Raw genomic sequence first — 19081 nt, 5'->3', positions numbered from 1 at the left:
TCAGCCCGCCATCGTTTTGTCGAACACGGCCAGCGTGTTGGCGGCCAGGCCGTCGATTTCATCGTCGTTCAGGATATACGGCGGCATCATGTAGACGGTGGCGCCGATGGGGCGCATCAGCAGTTCATGCTCGACCGCCGTGGCGAAGAAGCGGCGCGAAAAGTCCGGGGTGGCGCCGATGGCGTCGAAGGCCCAGATCATGCCGCGCTGGCGGAAGTTGCGCACCTGCTTGTGCTGCGCCAGCGGTTGCAGCGCGGCCGTCAGGCGCGCGGCCTTGGCCTTGTTGGCGTTGAGGACATCGTCCTCCTCGAAGATTTGCAAGGTCGCCAGCGCCGCGCGGCAGGCCAGCGGGTTGCCGGTGTACGAGTGCGAGTGCAGGAAGCCGCGCGTGACGTCGCTGCTGTAGAAGGCCTGGTAGATCTCGTCGCGCGTCATCACCAGCGACAGCGGCAGGTAGCCGCCGCTGATGCCCTTGGACAGGCACAGGAAGTCCGGCCAGACGGCGGCCTGCTCGCAGGCGAAGAAGGTGCCGGTGCGGCCGCAGCCGACGGCGATCTCGTCGAGGATCAGGTGCACCTGGTGGCGGTCGCACAGTTCGCGCACCAGTTTCAGGTAAAGCGGGTCGTGCATCGCCATGCCGGTGGCGCATTGGACCAGCGGCTCGATGATGATGGCGGCGATCTTGTCGGCTTTTTCCACGAACAGGCGTTCGACGTCGGCGGCGGCGCGGCGCGCCATGTCTTGGGCCGTTTCACCTTCGGCGGCGTTGGCATTGCGGGCGTCCGGCGACATCACCGTCTGCGAGGCGCGCAGCAGCGGGCCGTAGGCGTCCTTGAACAGCGCGACGTCGGTGACGGCCAGCGCGCCGATGGTCTCGCCGTGGTAGCTGCCCTTGAGGCAGACGAATTCCTGCTTGCCGGCCTTGCCGTTGTTGCGCCACGAGTGGAAGCTCATTTTGAGCGCGATTTCCACCGCCGAGGCGCCGTCGCTGGCGTAGAAGCTGTGACCCAGCACATGGCCGGTCAGCGCCGACAGTTTTTCCGACAGTTCGATCACCGGTTCGTGCGTGAAGCCGGCCAGCATGGCGTGTTCCAGCGTGTCCAGCTGGTCCTTCAGCGCGGCGTTGATGCGCGGGTTGGCGTGGCCGAACAGATTGACCCACCAGGAGCTGATCGCGTCCAGGTAGCGGCGGCCTTCATGGTCGTACAGCCACGCGCCCTTGCCCCGGCTGACCGGGATCAAAGGGACAGGGTTGTCCAACTGCGCGTGGTGCTGCATCTGCGTGCACGGGTGCCATACGCTGCGCAGGCTGCGTGCCACCCATTCGCTTTGTGTTTTGTCTTGCAAGGAAACTCCGATTTCTTTAATGCGTCAGCCAGTTCGGCTTGCGCTTTTCCAGGAACGAGGCCACGCCTTCGCGGCCCTGCTCCGATGCGCGGATATGCGCGATGCGCTCGGCGGTGTCGGCCAGCAGCGCGTCGTTCACAGGTTGCCCGACCACGTCGCGCACCAGCGCCTTGGCCTGGCGCACCGCGTTCGGGCTGTTGTTGACCAGCGCCTTGACGATCTCCGCCACCTTGGCGTCGAGCGCGTCGGCGGCCACCACCTCGTGGGCGAAGCCGATGCGCAGCGCTTCGCGGGCGGAGAAGCGCTCCGCCGTCAGGAAGTAGCGGCGCGACGCGTTCTCGCCCATGGCTTTGATCACGTAGGGCGAAATGGTCGCGGGGATCAATCCCAGTTTCACTTCGCTCAGGCAGAAGTTGGCCTCGTCGACCGCGACGATGATATCGCATGCGGCCACCAGGCCCATGCCGCCGGCGTAGCAATCGCCCTGCACCTTCGCCACCACGGGCTTGGGACACAGGTAGATCGCGCGCAGCATCTCCGCCAGTTGCAGGGCGTCGGCATGGTTTTCGGCGTGCGTGTAGCCCGCCATTTTTTTCATCCAGTTCAAATCGGCGCCGGCGCAGAAGGCCGGGCCGTTCGCGGCCAGCACGATGGCGCGCAGCTCGTCGTCGGCACCCAACTCGCGGAAGGCGCGCGTGAGTTCGGCGATGGTCTCTTCGTTGAAGGCGTTGCGCGTGTCCGGCCGGTTCAGCGTGACGGTGGCGGTTTTCGCTTCGCGCGCGATGGTCAGTGAGGTGAAAGCCATGCCTACTCCTTGATTGCGTACTTGATTTCGGTCGGCATGCCGATCGTTTTGAGAAAGCGTTCGGTCTCCGGCAGCCAGATCGGCACGCCGTCCCCGCTCAGGACCATGGTATGCGCGTCCTTCTTGAACGGGCCGAAGGCGACCAGTTGCGCCTTGCCGCCGGCGCCGGTGTAGGCCGCGTACAGATCCTCGGCCAGCTTGGGGCCGAAGTGGGCGTCGTTGGCGCCGTAGAACCACAGGGTCGGCACCTTGCTGCGCGCGCCATAGGCCTTGAAGGCGTCGACCAGCGCGCCCTGCCAGTCGCATTTGGAGCGGCTGTTGACGCCACCGGCGAAGTTGATGACGCCGCGCACGCCGCTGATATTGTGGCTGCCGGCGGCGATGGCCGTCAGGCCGCCGTGCGACTGGCCGGCGAGCAGCACGTGGGTTTGATCCGCCCACGGCTGCTTCATCGCGTATTGCATCGCGAAGAACAGCGAATTGGCCTGGTCGTCGCCGTTTTTCTCGGCGCGGCAGTGGGAGTTGACGTAGATGCCGCCCGAGCCGGCGAAACCGAGCCGCATCGGGATGACGACCGCGTAGCCGCGCCGGATGAACTGCTTCGACAGCACGACGTAGCGCGCGCGTTCCTGCTGGTGGGCGTCGGCGCCGCCCGATTTACCGTGATTCATGAACAACACCGGGAACGGGCCGTTGCCCGGTGGTTTGAAGATCGTCGTTTGCAGGGTGATCGGGTCGCCGCCGATGGTGGCGGGGACATCGACCACCTGTTCGCCCATGCGCTTGTCGACGATCGGCAGCCGCTGCGCGGGTCCCGTCAACGGCTGCAACATCGTCACCTGTGTGCGCTCTTGCGTGCCCTCCTGCGCGACGGCGCGGGCGCACGCCAGCACGCATGGCAAGATGCACAGCGTCGCGGCCAGACGGTGACGGGGTTGCAGTCGATGGCGCATGGTCGTCGTTACATCCTGAAGACACCGAACTTGGTGTCCGGGATTTCGGCGTTGAGCGCGGCCGACAGGCCCAGGCCCAGCACCATGCGGGTGTCGGCCGGGTCGATGACACCGTCGTCCCACAGGCGCGCGGTGGCGTAATAAGGGTGACCCTGGTGCTCGTACTGGTCCTTGATCGGCTGCTTGAAGGCGGCTTCCTCTTCCGCCGACCACGAACCGCCCTTGCCCTCGATGCCGTCGCGCTTGACGGTGGCCAGCACCGACGCGGCCTGGTCGCCGCCCATGACGGAGATGCGGGCGTTAGGCCACATCCACATGAAGCGCGGGGAAAAGGCGCGGCCGCACATGCCGTAGTTGCCGGCGCCGAAGCTGCCGCCGATGATGACGGTGAACTTGGGCACGGCGGCGGTGGCGACGGCGGTGACCATCTTGGCGCCATTGCGGGCGATGCCTTCGTTTTCGTATTTGCGCCCGACCATGAAGCCGGTGATATTTTGCAGGAACACCAGCGGGATCTTGCGCTGCGCGCACAGCTCGATGAAGTGCGCGCCCTTGAGCGCCGATTCCGAGAACAGGATGCCGTTGTTGGCAATGATGCCGACCTTCATGCCGAAGATGTGGGCGAAGCCGCAGATCAGGGTGGTGCCGTAGCGCGCCTTGAATTCATCGAATTCGCTGCCGTCGACGATGCGGGCGATCACCTCGCGCACGTCGAACGGTTTGCGGGTGTCGACCGGGATCACGCCGTACAGTTCCTCCGTGGCGTATTTCGGCTGCTCCGCTTCGCGCAACGCGCCCTGCTGCGGCTTGGTGCGGTTCAGATTCGAGACGATGGTGCGCGCCAGCGACAGCGCGTGCAAATCGTTCTGCGCCAGGTGGTCGGCCACGCCGGACAGGCGGGTGTGGACGTCGCCGCCGCCCAGGTCCTCAGCCGTCACCACCTCGCCGGTGGCCGCCTTCACCAGCGGCGGGCCGCCGAGGAAGATGGTGCCCTGGTCCTTGACGATGATCGATTCGTCGCTCATGGCCGGTACGTAGGCGCCGCCCGCCGTGCAAGAACCCATGACGACGGCGATCTGCGGGATGCCCTTGGCCGACAGGTTGGCCTGGTTATAGAAGATGCGGCCGAAGTGGTCGCGGTCGGGGAAGACGTCGTCCTGGTTGGGCAGGTTGGCGCCGCCCGAATCGACCAGGTAGATGCACGGCAGGTTGTTCTGGTCGGCGATCTCCTGGGCGCGCAAGTGCTTCTTGACCGTCATCGGGTAGTAGGTGCCGCCCTTGACGGTGGCGTCGTTGCAGACGATGACGCATTCCTGCCCCGCCACGCGGCCGATGCCGGTGATGATGCCGGCCGCCGGCGCGGCGTCGGCGCCGTTGGCGTCCTGGTACATGCCGTAGGCGGCCATCTGCGACAGTTCGAGGAAGGGCGTGCCGGGATCGAGCAGCATCTGCACGCGGTCGCGCGGCAGCAGTTTGCCGCGCGCGACGTGCTTGGCCGACGCCGCCTCGCCGCCGCCGGCCGCGATTTTCGCGACCTTGGCGCGCAGGTCGTCGACGACGGCCTGCATGGCGGCGGCGTTGGCCTTGAAGTCCTCGCTGCGGGGATTGAGCTTGCTTTCGATCTGCGGCATTGTTTTTCCTTTGTGCGCGTGGTCTCGCACGCGTCGTGATGTTTATTCGGGAAAACTACCGTCAACGTAGAACCAGCGCGGGCCGCCCTCGGCCGGCTCGCGCACGAAGTTGCTGATCTCGTGCAGGCGCTGCGCCTTGTCGTTGACCTTGAAACGGGCGACGAATTCGACCGTGTCGCGGTCCGGATCAGTTGTCTCCGCAGTTGCCAGCAATGCAACTTCTGCTTTACGTTGACGTAAACGTAAAGCAGATTTTACCTCAAGTCCCAGCCATTGCAATTTTTCTTCATCGCTTATGATCGGCTCGGTCGGCCGGGTGCTTGGATGCCAGGTGGCCAGCAGGTAGGGCTCGTCGCGCAGGCCATAGGCGGTATAGCGCGAGCGCATCAGCGTTTCGGCGGTGGGCGGGATGGCGGCGCCATCGATATAGGGGCCGCAGCAGGCCGCGAGGGACGGGCCGCCGCAAGGGCAGCCGGCTGGCGCGGCGGACTTCTTGGACATGGGTGGCAGGACGGGCTGGTGTGACAAGCCAGCATTATCCGCCAAATGGGCCGCTTGCGCACCGCCCGGAGTTTCGCCGGGCGCACTAAATAGTGTGTTTTAGCGCCTTGCGGGCGCACGGGCTTGCGTATCGCTATTACACTAGGGGGGTTAGGAGAAACAAATGAGCCAGAGTGGTTTTGAATTCAAGGCGGACGCCAACGACAGTTCGCCCCTGTACATGCAGATTGCCCGGAAATTGAGCGACGATGTGCATAACGGTCGTTATCAGGTCGACCAGGCCCTGCCGTCCGAGCGGGCGTTGTCGGAGTTGCTCAACGTCTCGCGGGTGACCGCGCGCAAGGCGATCGACCAGCTGGTCGACCAGGGCCTGGTGGTGCGCCGGCGCGGGTCGGGCAATTATATCGCGCCGCGCATCGAGCAGCCGTTGTCGAACCTGACCAGTTTTTCGGAGCAGTTGCAGCAGCGCGGCCACGTGCCGGGCTCGCGCTGGCTCAAGCGGGCGATCGTCACGCCCACGCCCGAGGAGCAACTGAGCCTGGGCCTGTCGCCGTATTCAAAGGTGGCGCGGCTCGAGCGCCTGCGGCTGGCCGACGATGTCGTCATGGCCTACGAGGTCAGCGTGCTGCCGCAGACGGTGCTCAACGACCCGAACGCGGTCGGCGCCTCGTTGTACCAGTATCTGGACAGCATCGGCCAGTCGCCGGTGCGGGCGCTGCAGCACATCCGCGCCATGAACGCCTCGGCCGACCTGGCGCGCCAGCTCGGCGTGCCGGAGGGGCAGGCGGTGTTGTACATTACGCGTATTGCTTATCTGGAATCGGGCGAGGCGATGGAGTTGACGCATTCTTATTGTCATAGTGACCATTACGATTTCGTCGCCGAGATGCGCCGCGCCACCTGACCCACCGCCCTCCTCTCTATCCATGCTGAAAACCGAGACGCCGAGTACGCAGCACCCCGAACTGGACCGGTACCCGGTGGAATTGCTGGTCGATGCGCTGATCGACGACCAGGCGCACGCGGTGCGCGCGGTGCAAGCGGCCGCGCCGGCCATCAGCGCCGCCGTCGAGGCGATGACGCCGCGCATCGCCGGCGGCGGGCGCCTGATCTATGTCGGCGCCGGCACCTCTGGCCGGCTGGGCATTCTCGACAGCGTCGAACTGTTCCCCACCTTTTCTTGGCCGCACCAGCGCGCCGTGGCCCTGCTCGCCGGCGGCCTGGGCGCGATGTTCGAGGCGGTCGAGGGCGCCGAGGACGACCGCGCCAAGGGCGCCGCCGACCTGAGGTTGCTGTATCCGGGCTTTAACGATGTGGTGCTGCTGGTGGCCGCGTCGGGCACCACGCCGTATGTGCTGGGCGCGCTGCAGGCGGCGCGCACGGTGGGCGCCTTGACGGTGGGCATCGCCAACAATGCCGGCACGCCGCTGGCGGCCGGGGCCGACGTCGGCATCGTGCTCGATACGGGGCCGGAAGTGATTTCCGGCAGCACCCGGCTCAAGGCGGGCACGGCGCAAAAGATCGTGCTCAACACCTTGTCGAGCGCGCTGATGGTGCGGCTGCACAAGGTCTACGGCAATCTGATGGTCGATGTGCAGGCCAATAACACCAAGCTGGTCGAGCGCGCCATCCAGCTGACCATGCACGCCACCGGCGCCGATGCCGACGCCGCGCGCGGCGTGCTGGAGCAATGCCATTTCCAGGTCAAGGTCGCCATTGTCGCGCTGCTTAAAAAGCTCGGTGTCGAGCAGGCGCAGGGACTATTGGAAGCGGCGCGTGGCGACGTGCGCGCGGCGCTGCGGTAGCGGCCTGGACTATCATTCCGTCATCATCATGCTCGACAAACTGACCTCACTGATGCTGCGCCACGCGCCCGCCGATGGCATGCACGATTGCGCCCTGCCCGGCGTGACCTTGATCCGCTCGTCCACGCCGACCACGCCGATGCCGGCGGTCTACGAACCCTCGATTTGCGTGATGGCGCAGGGGAGCAAGCAGGTGCTGGCGGGCGAGCAGATATTGAACTACGACAGTACCCGTTATCTGATCGCGGCGGTGGATGTCCCGGCCGTCGGCGCGGTGACCGAGGCCACGGTGGAGCGGCCCTATTTGTGCGTGTATTACCGGTTCAACCGGCCGGAGTTGACCAAGCTGGCGTTGAAAGTCGACGCCGCCGCACGGCGGGATGGGATATCCGGTCCGGTGCGCGGGCTGGCGGTCCACGACATGACGCCGCAGCTGGTGGACGCGTTCACCCGGCTGGTGGAACTGCTCGACACGCCGGCCGACATCGACACCCTGGCGCCGCTGATCGAGCAGGAAATCATCTATCGGCTGGCGACCGGGCCGGCGCGGGCGGTGATGCATCATATCGCCACCGGCGACCGCAGCCTGAACCAGGTGTCGCGGGCCATCGGCTGGATCAAGGACCATTACCGCGAGCCGATCACGATCGATATCCTGGCCGAGCAGGCCGGCATGAGTCCGTCGTCGCTGCATGCGCATTTCAAGTTGATCACGCACTTGAGTCCGATCCAGTACCGCGCCCGGTTGCGCTTGCAGGAGGCCCGGCGGCTGATGGTGGCCGAGGGCATGGACGCGGCGCAGGCGGCGTTCAAGGTCGGGTATGACAGCGCCTCGCAGTTCAGCCGCGAGTATGGGCGCCTGTATGGCGAGGCGCCGGCCACCGACGCCAGCCGGCTGCGGGGCCGGGCGGCGATATTGTGACGCGGCACGGATCTGTGAATAACCTCGGAGACACGTAGGGCGGATTAGGCGGAACGCCGTAATCCGCCAATGCATGCGCCGTCGAAACGCATGCATGGCGGATTACGCTGCGCTAATCCGCCCTACGTATTTCCGTGGTTTTTCCGCAGCGCTTCCGGGGGCGGGTTATGCCCTGTACCCCGTGGAAAAGATGTAGTACTGGAAGGCGAACGAGGCTGCCGCCGCCAGCAGTGCCCGTGCGGCCCACAACTTTTGGCCGAAGCTGAGGCCGGGACGCTTGGCCAGCGTGCCCCGGTAGGCGCGGTAGCCAAGATACATGTTCAATGGACCGAACAGGAAGATGGTCACCAACAGGAACATTAGCGGGTAGGACAGGAAGATCAGCAAAAAAGTCAGCAGGTACATGATTTGGCGGCGTTCGGTTGCGTTCTGTTCGTTGTGTGCGTATGGTAACTGCCGTGAGCATAACAGCAGCGGCAGCCGCGAAAGGAAGTATGAAGTCAGCGCAACAACGCAACCCGTGGAGCTGGGTGCCCAGCATTTCATTTAGCCAGGCCGTGCCCTACGTCGCCGTGATGATGCTGTCGACGGTGATGTACAAAAACCTGGGCATCTCCAACACCGATCTAGCCTTCTATACCGCCTGGCTGTACCTGCCGTGGGTGATCAAGCCGCTGTGGTCGCCGCTGGTCGAGCTGGTCGGCACCAAGCGGCGCTGGATCGTGCTGCTGCAGTTGTTGACGGGCGCGTCGCTGGCGTGCGTGGCGCTGACGCTGCACCTGCCGCAGTTCTTCGCCCTGAGCCTGGCCGTACTGTGGCTGATGGCGTTCAGCTCGGCCACCCACGATATCGCCTCCGACGGCTATTACATGCTGGGCCTGCCGACCCAGGGCCAGCAGGCCGCCTTCGTCGGCGTGCGCAGCGCGTTTTACAAGCTGGCGATGATCGCCGGCCAGGGCGGCATCGTCTACATGGCCGGCGAGTTGATCAAGTCCAGCGGCGATCCGGCCTGGGCCTGGTCGGTGGTGTTCGGCGTGATGTCGGCGCTGTTCCTGCTGCTGTGCGCCTACCACCATTTTGTTTTGCCGCGCCCGGATTCGGACCGCAGCCATGCCGGCGGCGGCGCGTTGTGGACCGATTTCATCAATACCTTCCGCAGCTTTTTCCAGAAGCCGGGAATCGGCGCCATCCTCGGCTTCCTGCTGCTGTACCGGCTGGGCGAGGCGCAGTTGCTCAAAATGGCGGCGCCGTTCCTGCTCGATCCGCGCGACCAGGGCGGCCTGGGCTTGACGACGTCGGAGTTCGGCCTGGTCTACGGCACCATCGGCGTGTGCGCGCTGGTGCTGGGCGGCCTGGCCGGCGGCGTGGTCATTTCGCGCTTCGGCCTCAAGCGCGCGCTGTGGCCGATGGTGTTCATCATGCACGTGCCGGACCTGGTGTTCGTCTACCTGGCGACGGCCTTGCCGACCGATATCGTGCTCATTTCGGCCTGCCTGGCGGTCGAGCAGTTCGGCTACGGCTTCGGCTTCGCCGCCTTTATGCTGTACATGATCCTGGTGGCCGACGGCGAGCACAAGACCGCCCATTACGCGATCTGCACCGGCTTCATGGCGCTGGGCATGATGTTGCCGGGAATGGTCAGCGGCTGGATACAGGACCACCTCGGCTATCAAAACTTTTTCATCTGGGCATGTATTTCAACCTTGCCGGCGTTTTTCATGACGGCAAGGGTGACTATTCCGGCTGAATTCGGTAAGAAATAAGCCCAACCCGCCCGCTTTTGCCTAAGCGCCAGCTTTGCCGCTTAGGGGGCGTACCCGGTTGGGTACGACCCCGCGTGGCCGTGCGGGTTCCGCATTACAATACTAGGCTCAACTGTATCGGGGAATGGTTTTGGTTTTTAATGCAAAGAAACGGCTGACCTTGACCGCCGGCGTGGCCGGCGTTATGGCGGCGCTGCTGGAGGGTTGTTCAAGCACGCCGACGGCGCCCGTCGCCGATGGCGCCACTGCGCCGCCGCCCGCGCCCCCGCCCGGCACGCCGCGCCAGCCCGGCGCCATCGCGCCGCCGCCGGCGCCGCCGTTCGATCCGAACATGCCGCCGCCGGCGCCGCGCGAGTTCCGCGCGGCCTGGGTGTCGACCGTCGCCAATATCGACTGGCCCAGCCGCAGCAACCTGAGTTCCGAGAAGCAGCAGGCCGAGGCCATCGCTATCCTGGAGCGTTGCAAGGCGCTGAACCTGAACGCCATCGTGCTGCAGGTGCGCCCGAGCGCCGACGCCATCTATCCGTCCGAGCTCGAGCCGTGGTCGGAGTTCCTGACCGGCCAGCAGGGCCGCGCGCCCAAGGGCGGCTACGATCCGCTGCAGTTCTGGATCGAGCAGGCGCACGCGCGCGGGCTCGAGCTGCACGCGTGGTTCAATCCCTACCGCGCCCGCCACGCGACGGCCAAGTCGGCGCTGGCGCGCAACCATATCGCCAACACCAACCCGGAGGCGGTCAAGACCTACGGCCGCTATCTGTGGATGGACCCGGGCGAGTCGGCCGCCTCGCAGCGCACGCTTGACGTCATCCTCGACGTGGTGCGCCGCTACGACATCGACGGCGTGCACATCGACGATTATTTCTATCCGTACCCGATCGACACGCCCAACGCGGCCGGCCCCGAGGGCGTGGCGCTCGACGGCGGCGGCGCGGGCGGCAAGCAGGAACTCGAATTCCCGGACCAGCCGTCTTGGCAGCGCTATCTGCTCGGCGGCGGAACGCTGGACCGGCCGCACTGGCGGCGCCAGAACGTTAATTCGCTGATCCAGGCCTTGTACATCGGCATCCACAAGGAAAAGAGCTGGGTGCGCTTCGGCATCAGCCCGTTCGGCATCGGCCGGCCGGACCGGCGTCCCGCAGGCATCGTCGGCCTCAGCCAGTACGACAAGCTGTACGCGGACGCCGAGCTGTGGCTCAACAACGGCTGGCTCGACTATCTGGCGCCGCAGCTGTACTGGCCGGTGGCGCAGGCGCCGCAGGCGTTCGACGTGCTGCTCGACTACTGGCTGGCGCAGAATACGCGCGGGCGCCATGTCTGGCCGGGGCTCTACACCAGCCGCATCGACAACACCGCCAAGACGTTCGCGCCGGAGGAGATCGTCAAGCAGATCGGCGTCACGCGCAGCCGCGCCGGCGCAAGGGGCCACCTGCACTTTTCGATCGCCGCGCTGATGGAGAACCGCAAGGGCATCACCGACCAGCTCAAGGCGCGCACTTACCAGGCGCCGGCGCTGTCGCCGGCCACGCCGTGGCTGGGGGCTGAGCTGCCTTCCGCGCCGAGCGCGACCGCCAAGCGCGAATCGCAGGGCGTGGGGCTGCGCCTGGCGGCCGGCGGCGGCAAGCCGGTGACGCATTACGCGATCTGGAGCCGCTACGGTTCCGAGTGGCGCTTCGCCGTGGCGCCCGCGTCGCGTGCGGTGCTGCTGTTGGCGGATGACGCGGCCGGGCAGGCGGCCGAGATGGTGGTGGTCAGCGCCGTCGATCGGCTGGGCAACGAAAGCCCGCGCATCAGCGTCTACAAACGGAGCTGATGGTGAACGGCCTGGGCCTCGGCATCGACGCGGGCGGCACGCAAACCCGCTGGGCCCTGGCCGATTCGGCCGGCGTCATCGTCGCAGAGGGTGCGGTTGACGGCATGTCGGCCACGCAGATGGGCAATGACGCCGGCCGCGAGGCCGTGCGCGCCGTCTTCGCCACGTTGGCGGGGCAGGTGCTGGCCGCCGGCCGCCCCGTGGCAGTGTGCGCCGGCCTGACCGGTTTCGACGGCGCCGCCAGGTTGCCGGCGCAATGGCTGGCCGAGCTGCTGAACGTCGCGCCGGCCACCGTGACGGTGCGCAGCGATATCGAAATCGCCTATCTGGACGGCTTCGCGCCAAGCGAGGGCTATCTGGTGTACGCCGGCACCGGCTCGATCGCCGCCTGGATCGCGCCGGACGGCCAGTTCCACCGCGCCGGCGGACGGGGCGTGACCCTCGACGACGGCGGCGGCGGCTTCTGGATCGCGCGCGAGGCGATGCGCCACATCTGGCGGCTGGAGGACGAGGAGCCCGGCGCGTGGCGGCGCTCGGCCATGGCGCGCGCGGTGTTCGACCAAGTCGGCGGCAGCGACTGGGCCTTGTCGCGCCAGTTCATTTATGGGCAGGAGCGGGGCGCGATCGGGCGGCTGGCGCTGGCCGTCGCCGCCAGCGCCGACGCCGACCCGGTCGCGCGTGGCATCCTGGAAGAAGCCGGGCGCGAACTGGCGCGCATCGCGCTGGCGCTGGTGCGCCGCTATGGGCCGCGCCCCATTGCATTGGCCGGACGCGCAGCCACCTTGCATCCGCTGATCGCGCTGACGATGCGCGCGGCGCTGCCCGAAGCGTTGTTACTGACGCAGCGCGAAACACAAGCGCACCACGCGGCGGCCCGTATTGCTCTAAACTCACTAAATTGAACCGCTGCCGAGATTGCCCATGAAGATCGTTCCGCTCACCGTTTTGTCCACCATGATGGCTTTGCTGGCCGGTTGCGCCACCGTGCCGCCGAGCGAGCCGCGCATCGACCGCAGCCTGACCTCGCGCGGGCAGAGCGACCGGGTCAAGTACATCATCCTGCACTACACGGTGTCGGACCTGCCGCGCTCGATCAAGATTTTGACGCAGCAGGATGTCAGCGCGCACTATTTGCTGACCGATACCGAGCAGCCGTTCTTTTACGCGCTGGTGGATGAATCGCGACAGTCGAACCACGCCGGCATCAGCAGCTGGAAGATCTACAACCAGCTCAACTCGGCGTCGATCGGCATCGAGATCGTCAACCCCGGCTTCACCGAATCGCCGCAGGGACGGGTGTGGTATCCGTTCAAGCAGGCGCAGATCGACCAGCTGATTTTGCTGCTCAAGGATATCGTCAAGCGCCATGGCATCAAGCCGGAGAATATTCTCGGCCACAACGATATCGCGCCGCAGCGCAAGCAGGATCCGGGGCCGATGTTTCCGTGGAAGCAGCTGGCCGACGCCGGGCTGGTCACGTGGCCGGAGCCGAGCCGCGTGGCCGCGCGCCTGCCGGGGTATCAGCAGCAGTTGCCGGATGTGCTGTGGTTCCAGCTTAAATTGGCGCAGCATGGCTATGCGGTGCCGCAGACCGGGCAGTTCGATCAGGCGACGCGCAATGTGTTGACGGTGTTCCAGTCGAAGTATCGGCAGTCGTTGTTCGACGGCATGCCGGATGCGGAGACGGCGGCGATTCTGGATGTGTTGACTAGCCCGCTGCCTTCGTTGCCGGCGCAGGGTGCGGGGGCAGCGCCGGCGGTTGTTGCGCCGGCGGTGCCGGCACCGGCGCCTGTGGCACCTCAGCCCGTAACATCCGCGCCTGTTTCGCCAGCGCCGGTTTCGCCGACGCCAGTCACGCCGTTGCCCGCAACGCCTGCACCTGTTGCGCCCGTGCCAACGCCGGTGACCCCGGCCGTGCCTCCGCAACCGGTGCCCGTCACCGAGCCGGTCGAGTCCCAATAAGCCACCGGTGCCGGCAATGACGTCTCCCATCCACTGCGAAACGATTGCCGGCCACCCAGATTTTCGTCATCTCGACACCATCCAGGGAATCGCCGTCGATCTGCGCTACGCGACGCCGGACAACTTTGTCGGCAGGGATCTCTACTCGCCGTTGGACTGTTCCTTTCTGCATAAAGATGCGGCGGCCGCGCTCGAGCGGGCAGTCGCATGGCTGGCGGCGCGCCGTCCGGATTACAAGTTTTTAGTATTGGACGCCCTGCGCCCGCAACGGGTGCAGGAGCAACTGTGGCAAGCGCTGCAGGGAACCGATCTGCTCGGCTATATCGCCGATCCGACGCGTGGTTCGATCCACTCGTTCGGCATGGCACTGGACGTCACGCTAGTGGACGCGCAAGGCTCCGAGCTGGACATGGGGACCGGTTTTGACGACCTGAGTGAGCGCTCGCATCCGGCCAAAGAGGCACTTTTGCTGGCGCGGGGTGAGTTGAGCATGCAGCACATTGAAAACCGCCGCTGGCTGCGGGGGGCGATGTTCCAGGCCGGCTTTGTCGGCATCAACAGCGAATGGTGGCACTTCGACTGCGGTGATCGGCTGAAGGTGCGGCGGGACTACGCGCGCGTGCTGTAACGCCACGCGCCCCGCCGGGAGGATTTTTTACCGGTCCACCATCGCCATCCGCTCCTGGCTATAGCGCGGCCCCGCGACCTGCTTCAACGCGTTGTCGAGTACGCCCATCTCCCGGGCATCGAGCGCGATCTCGGCTGCGGCCACATTCTGCTCCAGATACGTGCGGCGGCGCGTGCCGGGAATCGTCACGATGTCGTCGCCCTTGTGCATCGCCCACGCCAGCGCGATTTGCCCGGGCGTGACCCGCCGCGCGTCGGCCAGCTCGCGCACGATGGCGGCGGCCTGCATGTTGCGGTCGAAATTCCCGCCTTGCAGGCGCGGGTCCAGATGGCGGAAGTCGCTCGGCGGATATTCCTCCGCGCGCTTGGCGGTGCCGGCCAGAAAGCCGCGTCCCAGCGGACTGAACGCCACCAGGCCGATGCCGAGCTCGCGCAGCGCCGGGATCACGTCCGCCTCCAGGTTGCGCTCCCACAGCGAATACTCGCTTTGCACCGCGCTGATCGGGTGCACCGCGTGCGCGCGGCGGATGTTGGCCACGCCCGCCTCGGACAGCCCGAGATAGCGCACCTTGCCCTCGCGGACCAGATCGGCCATCACGCCGACCACCTCCTCCACCGGGACCAGCGGATCGATGCGGTGCTGGTACAGCAGATCGATGTAGTCGGTGTTCAGCCGGCGCAACGAGCCTTCGACCTTGGCGCGGATGCCGGCCGGGTCGCTGGTGACGCCGACGGTCTTGCCGTCGCGGATGTCGAAGCCGAACTTGGTGGCGAGGATGACTTCCCCGCGACGCCCGGCAAAGGCGCGGCCCAGCAGCGCTTCATTCTCATATGGACCGTATTGCTCGGCGGTGTCGAAGAAATTCACGCCAAGGTCGACCGCGCGGTGCAGCGTGGCGACCGCCTCGGTCTGGTCGGCCGGGCCGTAGGTGTTGCTCATGCCCATGCAGCCGAGGCCCTGCGCCGATACCGTCAACCCTTGATTGCCCAAATTGCGTTGTTTCATGATTGCCTCCATGTCGATAGCTTGGATTCAAGTATGCCACCATAAAAAAAATCCACAATCCGCTTAAAATGCAAAGCATTATTGATGCAGGTGCAACGGTGAGGCGGCTGGCTTATGGAAATGCTGAAGGAAATGGCGATTTTCGCGCAGGTGGTCGATAGTGGCGGGTTTTCCGCCGCCGCGCGCCAATTGGGTCTGACGACGTCGGCCGTCAGCCGCCACGTGTCGCGGCTGGAAACTTATATGGGCGGGCGGCTGTTGCAGCGGACCACGCGCTCGGTGTCGCTGACTGAGCTGGGCGAGCAGGTGCACGCCGCCTGCGTCCGCATGGTGAACACGGCGCGCGAGATCCACGCACTGGCCGGCAGCTACAGCGCGCGGCCCAACGGCGTGGTGCGCATCAGCGCGCCGGTGGTGTTGGGGCAGCTATGGCTGGCGCCCTTGCTGCCGGCGTTTCTGGACCGCTACCCGGAGGTCGATGTCCGCCTGTCGCTGGTGGACCGCAATGTCGATCTGATCGAGGAGGGCATCGACCTGGCCATCCGCATTTCGGCCGACCTGGCGCCCGGGCTGGCCGCGCGGCCGCTGGGGCCGATGCGCTATGTGCTGGTGGCGTCGCCGCAGTATCTCGCCGCGAACGGGACGCCGGCCACGCCGCAGGAGTTGCCCGGGCATCGTTGCAACTATCTGGGGTATGCGCGTTTCGGCGCGGCCTGGACCATGCGGCGCGAAGGTGCCGGAGGGCCGGAAATCGCCAGCATCCGCGTGCCGTCGCGCTTGACGATCAATAACAGCGCGGCACTGATGGCGGTGGTGGAGGCCGGCGGTGGCATCGGCCTGGTGCCCGATTTCACCGCGCGCTCGGCGCTGGCGCAGGGGCGCGCGGTGCGGATTTTGGCGGACTGGACGTTCGACGAGCCGTATGCCGGCACCGTGCACGCGGTCTACATGCCCGGCCCGCACCTGGCGTTGAAGGTCCGGGCCATGATCGACTACCTGGTGGCCGAAGGCGCGCTCGGCGCGTAGGGAGCGTTGGGGACGGCGGGGGTGACGCCGGCTGCGGGCACGCCGGAGCGCGCCACCCAGTCGATCAGCGCGTCGAGCACGGCGCGGCCGGCGCCGTTGGCGACGTGCTCGTCGTTGAGCATGGCCACCACGATGACGGGCTGGTTGTTGGCGTCCTGCACATAGCCGGCGATGGCGATGACGCCCTTGAGGCTGCCGGTCTTGATGCGCGCGCGCATCGCCGCCGGGCTGTCCTTGAGGCGCCGGCGCATGGTGCCGTCGGTGGCCGCGATCGGCAGGCTGGAGAGGAATTCGGGCATCCACAGGCTTTTCAGGCCCGCTTGCAGCACGCCGGCCACTTGCGCCGGCGTGGCGCGCTCGGTGCGCGACAGGCCCGAGCCGTTGTCGAACACCAGGCCGTTGCCGTCGATGGCGTGCTGTTGCAGCCAGGCGCGGATCGCCGCCTCGGCGCGGGCGGCCGTGGTGGGCTGGGCGGCGTCCGGCGGCAGCGGGCGGCTGCCGAGGACCGGGTCGGCCTCCAGGCTGCCCAGGCTCAGGAAAATCGTGCGCGCCAGCGTGTTGTCGGAGTTTTTGTTGGTCTCGCGCAGCACTTCCGGTAGCGGCCGGGCGACGTGCTCGGCCAACAGGCGCAACACCGGCGTGGTGGCCGGCGCGGGCACGGCCGCCGGCGGCGCGGTGGGTACGTTCGTGGCGGCGGTGGCGTCGGTGTCGGCATTGGAGGCATTGGCGGCCGGTGCCTGTGCCTCAAGCGCGGGCGGCGTCGGCGCGCTCGCTTCGCGCACCTCGCCCTTCAACGTGCCGCCCAGTTTTTGCCACGTACCGCGCACCAGGCGCGCCAGATAGTCGTGCGGGTCGAGCACGTTGATGCTGATCGATTTGACGCAATCGCGGGGGAAGCTGCCGTGGAGCACGACTTCGATCTTGTCGCCGTTGCGCTTGAAGTCCGGATTGCGCCAGCCGTTCTCCCACGCTGGACAAGGCGCGTCGCTGGCGGCCATTTCCGAGCGCACGCTGACCTGGTCCATGTCCGGCATCATCGCCAGCGACAGCTTGCCGCCGACCGAGCGCATCTCCACCTTCAGCAGGTTGGTGTTGACCAGCAGCGCGTCCGGCACGACGTTGTAGTACGCCCATGGATATTCGTCGAACTGCGGCTGGCCGAGGTCGGGCCGCGACGGCTGGAACAGTTGCCGGTCCAGCACGATGTCGCCCTTGATGCCTTTGATGCCCTGGTTGCGCAGCGCGCGCAGCATGTGGCCCAGCACGTCCTCGTTGAAGTCGGCGTCGGCGCCGCCGCGCAGGATCAGGTCGCCCTGCAGCACGCCGTTGACGAGCGGGGCGCTGGTCAGCAATTCGGTGCGGCCGCGGAACACCGGCCCCAGCCGCTCGAGCGCCGCCAGCGTGGTGAACAGCTTCATCGTCGATGCCGGCTGCATGCTTTGCTGGGCGTTGTGGGAAATGAGCGTGGTGTCGCCGCGCAGCACGACGATGCCGGCGGCCTCCGGCGGGATTTGCGCCGACTGCATCAGGCGCGCGACCGGCTCCGGCAGGTCGGCGGCGTGGACGGCGCCGGCGGCAAGCAGGCCGGCAAGGATGAGACGACGAAACATAACTAATCCGTTCAATGGAAGAAGACGTAGGCGACCGCGATGGCGGTGACGACGCCGGCGAAGTCGGCGATCAAGCCGCACGAGATCGCGTAGCGCGTCTTGCGGATGCCGACCGAGCCGAAGTACAGCGCCACGATGTAGAAGGTGGTATCGGCCGAGCCCTGGAATACGCAGGCGAGGCGGCCGACGAAGGAGTCGACGCCATAGGTTTGCATGGCGTCGATCATCATTGCCTTGGAGCCGCTGCCGCTGAGCGGCTTCATCAGCGCGGTTGGCAGCGCCGGCACGAAATCGGTGTTGAAGCCCAGCGCGCCGAACAGCCAGCTGAAGCCCTCGACGATAAAGCCGAACAGGCCGGCGTTGCGGATCACGCTGATGGCCACCAGCATGCCGACCAGATACGGGATGACGGTGAGCGAGGTCTGGATGCCGCCCTTGGCGCCCTCGATGAAGGCTTCATAGACGTTGACCTTCTTCCACAGCGCGCCGATGATGAAGCCGCCGATGACGCCCATCAGAATCAGGTTGCTGAAGACCTTGGAGAACAGTTCGATCTCAGGCCGGGTGAGCACCTGCGTGAAATACCAGATCAGCGCGACGATGGCGGCGGTGCTGCAACCGAGCCAGCTCAAGACGACGCGGTCGAACAGGTTGATGCGCTGGCGGATCGCCACGGCGATCAGGCCGGTGACGGTGGCGACGTAGGTGGCGATCATGCAGGGAATGAAAATGTCGGACGGGTCGGCCGCTCCCAGGATGGAGCGCTGCGCCATGATCGCCACCGGGATCAGCGTCAGGCCGGAGGTGTGCAGCACCAGGAACAGGATCTGGGCGTCGGTCGGCTCGTCCTTGCTGGGGTTGAGCGTTTGCAGGCTTTCCATCGCCTTCAGGCCGAACGGCGTGGCCGCGTTGTCGAGGCCCAGCAGGTTGGCCGAGAAGTTCATCAACATGTGGCCGGTGGCCGGATGCTCCTTGGGCACGCCCGGGAAGATGCGCGAGAAGAACGGCGCGATGATGCGCGCCAGCAGGTTGACGGCGCCGGCCTTCTCGCCGATGTTCATGATGCCGAGCCATAAGGTCATTACGCCGGCCAGCGGCAGCGCGATGTCCATCACGCCGCTCTTGGCCGACTCGAAGGTGCCGTCGATGATGCGCTTGAAAATTTCCGTGTCGCCCATGAACAGGTACTGCGCCAGCGCGGCGGCGAACCCGACAAGGAAGAAGCCAGACCAGATGTAATTGAGCGACATATGTGCGGATTTTCTTGAAACAGTGGGCGACAGGCAAAGTATAGCGGGTCGGCACGCGGAAAA

At 66.2% G+C, this 19081-nt stretch carries 17 protein-coding genes and 1 pseudogene; 9 read left to right on the top strand and 9 right to left on the bottom strand.

What is annotated here, in order from left to right; genetic code table 11:
* Genes bioA through NHH88_01145 form a run of 5 tightly spaced genes read right to left on the bottom strand, consistent with a single transcriptional unit; the run spans position 1 to position 5237 of the window.
* A complete protein-coding gene (gene bioA / locus NHH88_01165; GenBank protein ID USX14438.1) occupies positions 1-1347 on the bottom strand; it encodes an adenosylmethionine--8-amino-7-oxononanoate transaminase in 1347 nt (448 codons plus the stop codon).
* Between the two features lie 16 nt (positions 1348-1363).
* Positions 1364-2152 carry an enoyl-CoA hydratase/isomerase family protein gene (locus NHH88_01160; protein ID USX14437.1) on the bottom strand — a complete coding sequence of 263 codons (789 nt, stop codon included), beginning with the start codon at positions 2150-2152 and terminating at the stop codon, positions 1364-1366.
* Between the two features lie 2 nt (positions 2153-2154).
* Entirely contained in the window at positions 2155-3105 is a 951-nt protein-coding gene (locus NHH88_01155) for a prolyl oligopeptidase family serine peptidase (protein USX14436.1), read from the bottom strand.
* Positions 3106-3113: 8 nt separating this feature from the next.
* Positions 3114-4736: a methylcrotonoyl-CoA carboxylase gene (locus NHH88_01150; protein ID USX14435.1), complete on the bottom strand. Its 1623-nt coding sequence runs from the start codon at positions 4734-4736 to the stop codon at positions 3114-3116.
* 42 nt (positions 4737-4778) lie between these two features.
* Positions 4779-5237: a YchJ family metal-binding protein gene (locus tag NHH88_01145; protein ID USX14434.1), complete on the bottom strand. Its 459-nt coding sequence runs from the start codon at positions 5235-5237 to the stop codon at positions 4779-4781.
* 163 nt (positions 5238-5400) lie between these two features.
* Here NHH88_01145 and NHH88_01140 point away from each other — a divergent pair, with 163 nt between their 5' ends.
* The 3 genes from NHH88_01140 to NHH88_01130 are packed head-to-tail and all read left to right on the top strand — an operon-like array spanning position 5401 to position 7964.
* Positions 5401-6141 (top strand): GntR family transcriptional regulator, encoded by a 741-nt coding sequence (locus NHH88_01140; protein USX14433.1) that lies wholly within the window; start codon positions 5401-5403, stop codon positions 6139-6141.
* Positions 6142-6163: 22 nt separating this feature from the next.
* A complete protein-coding gene (gene murQ, locus NHH88_01135; protein ID USX14432.1) occupies positions 6164-7042 on the top strand; it encodes an N-acetylmuramic acid 6-phosphate etherase in 879 nt (292 codons plus the stop codon).
* Positions 7014-7964 (top strand): AraC family transcriptional regulator, encoded by a 951-nt coding sequence (locus NHH88_01130; GenBank protein USX14431.1) that lies wholly within the window; start codon positions 7014-7016, stop codon positions 7962-7964. Before murQ ends, NHH88_01130 begins: the two co-directional genes overlap by 29 nt.
* A gap of 165 nt (positions 7965-8129) precedes the next feature.
* Here NHH88_01130 and NHH88_01125 read toward each other — a convergent pair whose 3' ends face one another.
* Complete coding sequence (locus tag NHH88_01125; protein USX14430.1) at positions 8130-8369, bottom strand: hypothetical protein; 240 nt, start codon at positions 8367-8369, stop codon at positions 8130-8132.
* A gap of 89 nt (positions 8370-8458) precedes the next feature.
* Here NHH88_01125 and NHH88_01120 point away from each other — a divergent pair, with 89 nt between their 5' ends.
* From NHH88_01120 to NHH88_01100, 5 genes and pseudogenes are all read left to right on the top strand, one after another.
* Complete coding sequence (locus NHH88_01120) at positions 8459-9727, top strand: MFS transporter (GenBank protein ID USX14429.1); 1269 nt, start codon at positions 8459-8461, stop codon at positions 9725-9727.
* 124 nt (positions 9728-9851) lie between these two features.
* Complete coding sequence (locus tag NHH88_01115; protein ID USX14428.1) at positions 9852-11537, top strand: family 10 glycosylhydrolase; 1686 nt, start codon at positions 9852-9854, stop codon at positions 11535-11537.
* On the top strand, positions 11537-12439 hold the full coding sequence (locus NHH88_01110) for an ATPase (protein USX14427.1): 903 nt from the start codon (positions 11537-11539) through the stop codon (positions 12437-12439). Before NHH88_01115 ends, NHH88_01110 begins: the two co-directional genes overlap by 1 nt.
* 19 nt (positions 12440-12458) lie before the next feature.
* A pseudogene (locus tag NHH88_01105) lies at positions 12459-13250 on the top strand (N-acetylmuramoyl-L-alanine amidase).
* Between the two features lie 265 nt (positions 13251-13515).
* Complete coding sequence (locus tag NHH88_01100; GenBank protein ID USX14426.1) at positions 13516-14127, top strand: M15 family metallopeptidase; 612 nt, start codon at positions 13516-13518, stop codon at positions 14125-14127.
* A 27-nt stretch (positions 14128-14154) separates the two neighbouring features.
* On the opposite strand, the gene NHH88_01095 is transcribed toward NHH88_01100, so the two are convergent.
* Positions 14155-15132, bottom strand: a complete 978-nt coding sequence (locus tag NHH88_01095) for an aldo/keto reductase (protein ID USX14425.1) — start codon at positions 15130-15132, stop codon at positions 14155-14157.
* A gap of 114 nt (positions 15133-15246) precedes the next feature.
* Between NHH88_01095 and NHH88_01090 the strand changes: the two genes are divergently transcribed.
* Positions 15247-16158 (top strand): LysR family transcriptional regulator, encoded by a 912-nt coding sequence (locus NHH88_01090; GenBank protein ID USX14424.1) that lies wholly within the window; start codon positions 15247-15249, stop codon positions 16156-16158.
* Here the strand turns inward: NHH88_01090 and NHH88_01085 are convergent.
* Positions 16125-17768 (bottom strand): D-alanyl-D-alanine carboxypeptidase, encoded by a 1644-nt coding sequence (locus NHH88_01085; GenBank protein ID USX14423.1) that lies wholly within the window; start codon positions 17766-17768, stop codon positions 16125-16127. The genes NHH88_01090 and NHH88_01085 overlap by 34 nt on opposite strands.
* Positions 17769-17779: 11 nt before the next feature.
* Positions 17780-19018, bottom strand: a complete 1239-nt coding sequence (locus tag NHH88_01080) for a hypothetical protein (GenBank protein ID USX14422.1) — start codon at positions 19016-19018, stop codon at positions 17780-17782.
* Between the last annotated feature and the right edge of the window lie 63 nt (positions 19019-19081).

The organism is Oxalobacteraceae bacterium OTU3CAMAD1 (assembly GCA_024123915.1).
Lineage (GTDB): Bacteria > Pseudomonadota > Gammaproteobacteria > Burkholderiales > Burkholderiaceae_D > Rugamonas.
Note: the sequence above shows the minus strand (reverse complement) of the source record. Positions and strands in the feature narration are given on the sequence as shown.

Coding starts and splice junctions, on each gene's coding strand:
- NHH88_01160 (USX14437.1), bottom strand. CDS start 2,152: ATGGCTTTCACCTCACTGACCATCGCGCGCGAAGCGAAAACCGCCACC.
- NHH88_01120 (USX14429.1), top strand. CDS start 8,459: ATGAAGTCAGCGCAACAACGCAACCCGTGGAGCTGGGTGCCCAGCATT.
- NHH88_01100 (USX14426.1), top strand. CDS start 13,516: ATGACGTCTCCCATCCACTGCGAAACGATTGCCGGCCACCCAGATTTT.
- NHH88_01115 (USX14428.1), top strand. CDS start 9,852: ATGGTTTTGGTTTTTAATGCAAAGAAACGGCTGACCTTGACCGCCGGC.
- NHH88_01080 (USX14422.1), bottom strand. CDS start 19,018: ATGTCGCTCAATTACATCTGGTCTGGCTTCTTCCTTGTCGGGTTCGCC.
- NHH88_01140 (USX14433.1), top strand. CDS start 5,401: ATGAGCCAGAGTGGTTTTGAATTCAAGGCGGACGCCAACGACAGTTCG.
- murQ (USX14432.1), top strand. CDS start 6,164: ATGCTGAAAACCGAGACGCCGAGTACGCAGCACCCCGAACTGGACCGG.
- NHH88_01125 (USX14430.1), bottom strand. CDS start 8,369: ATGTACCTGCTGACTTTTTTGCTGATCTTCCTGTCCTACCCGCTAATG.
- NHH88_01150 (USX14435.1), bottom strand. CDS start 4,736: ATGCCGCAGATCGAAAGCAAGCTCAATCCCCGCAGCGAGGACTTCAAG.
- NHH88_01145 (USX14434.1), bottom strand. CDS start 5,237: ATGTCCAAGAAGTCCGCCGCGCCAGCCGGCTGCCCTTGCGGCGGCCCG.
- NHH88_01110 (USX14427.1), top strand. CDS start 11,537: ATGGTGAACGGCCTGGGCCTCGGCATCGACGCGGGCGGCACGCAAACC.
- NHH88_01155 (USX14436.1), bottom strand. CDS start 3,105: ATGCGCCATCGACTGCAACCCCGTCACCGTCTGGCCGCGACGCTGTGC.
- NHH88_01085 (USX14423.1), bottom strand. CDS start 17,768: ATGTTTCGTCGTCTCATCCTTGCCGGCCTGCTTGCCGCCGGCGCCGTC.
- NHH88_01095 (USX14425.1), bottom strand. CDS start 15,132: ATGAAACAACGCAATTTGGGCAATCAAGGGTTGACGGTATCGGCGCAG.
- NHH88_01090 (USX14424.1), top strand. CDS start 15,247: ATGGAAATGCTGAAGGAAATGGCGATTTTCGCGCAGGTGGTCGATAGT.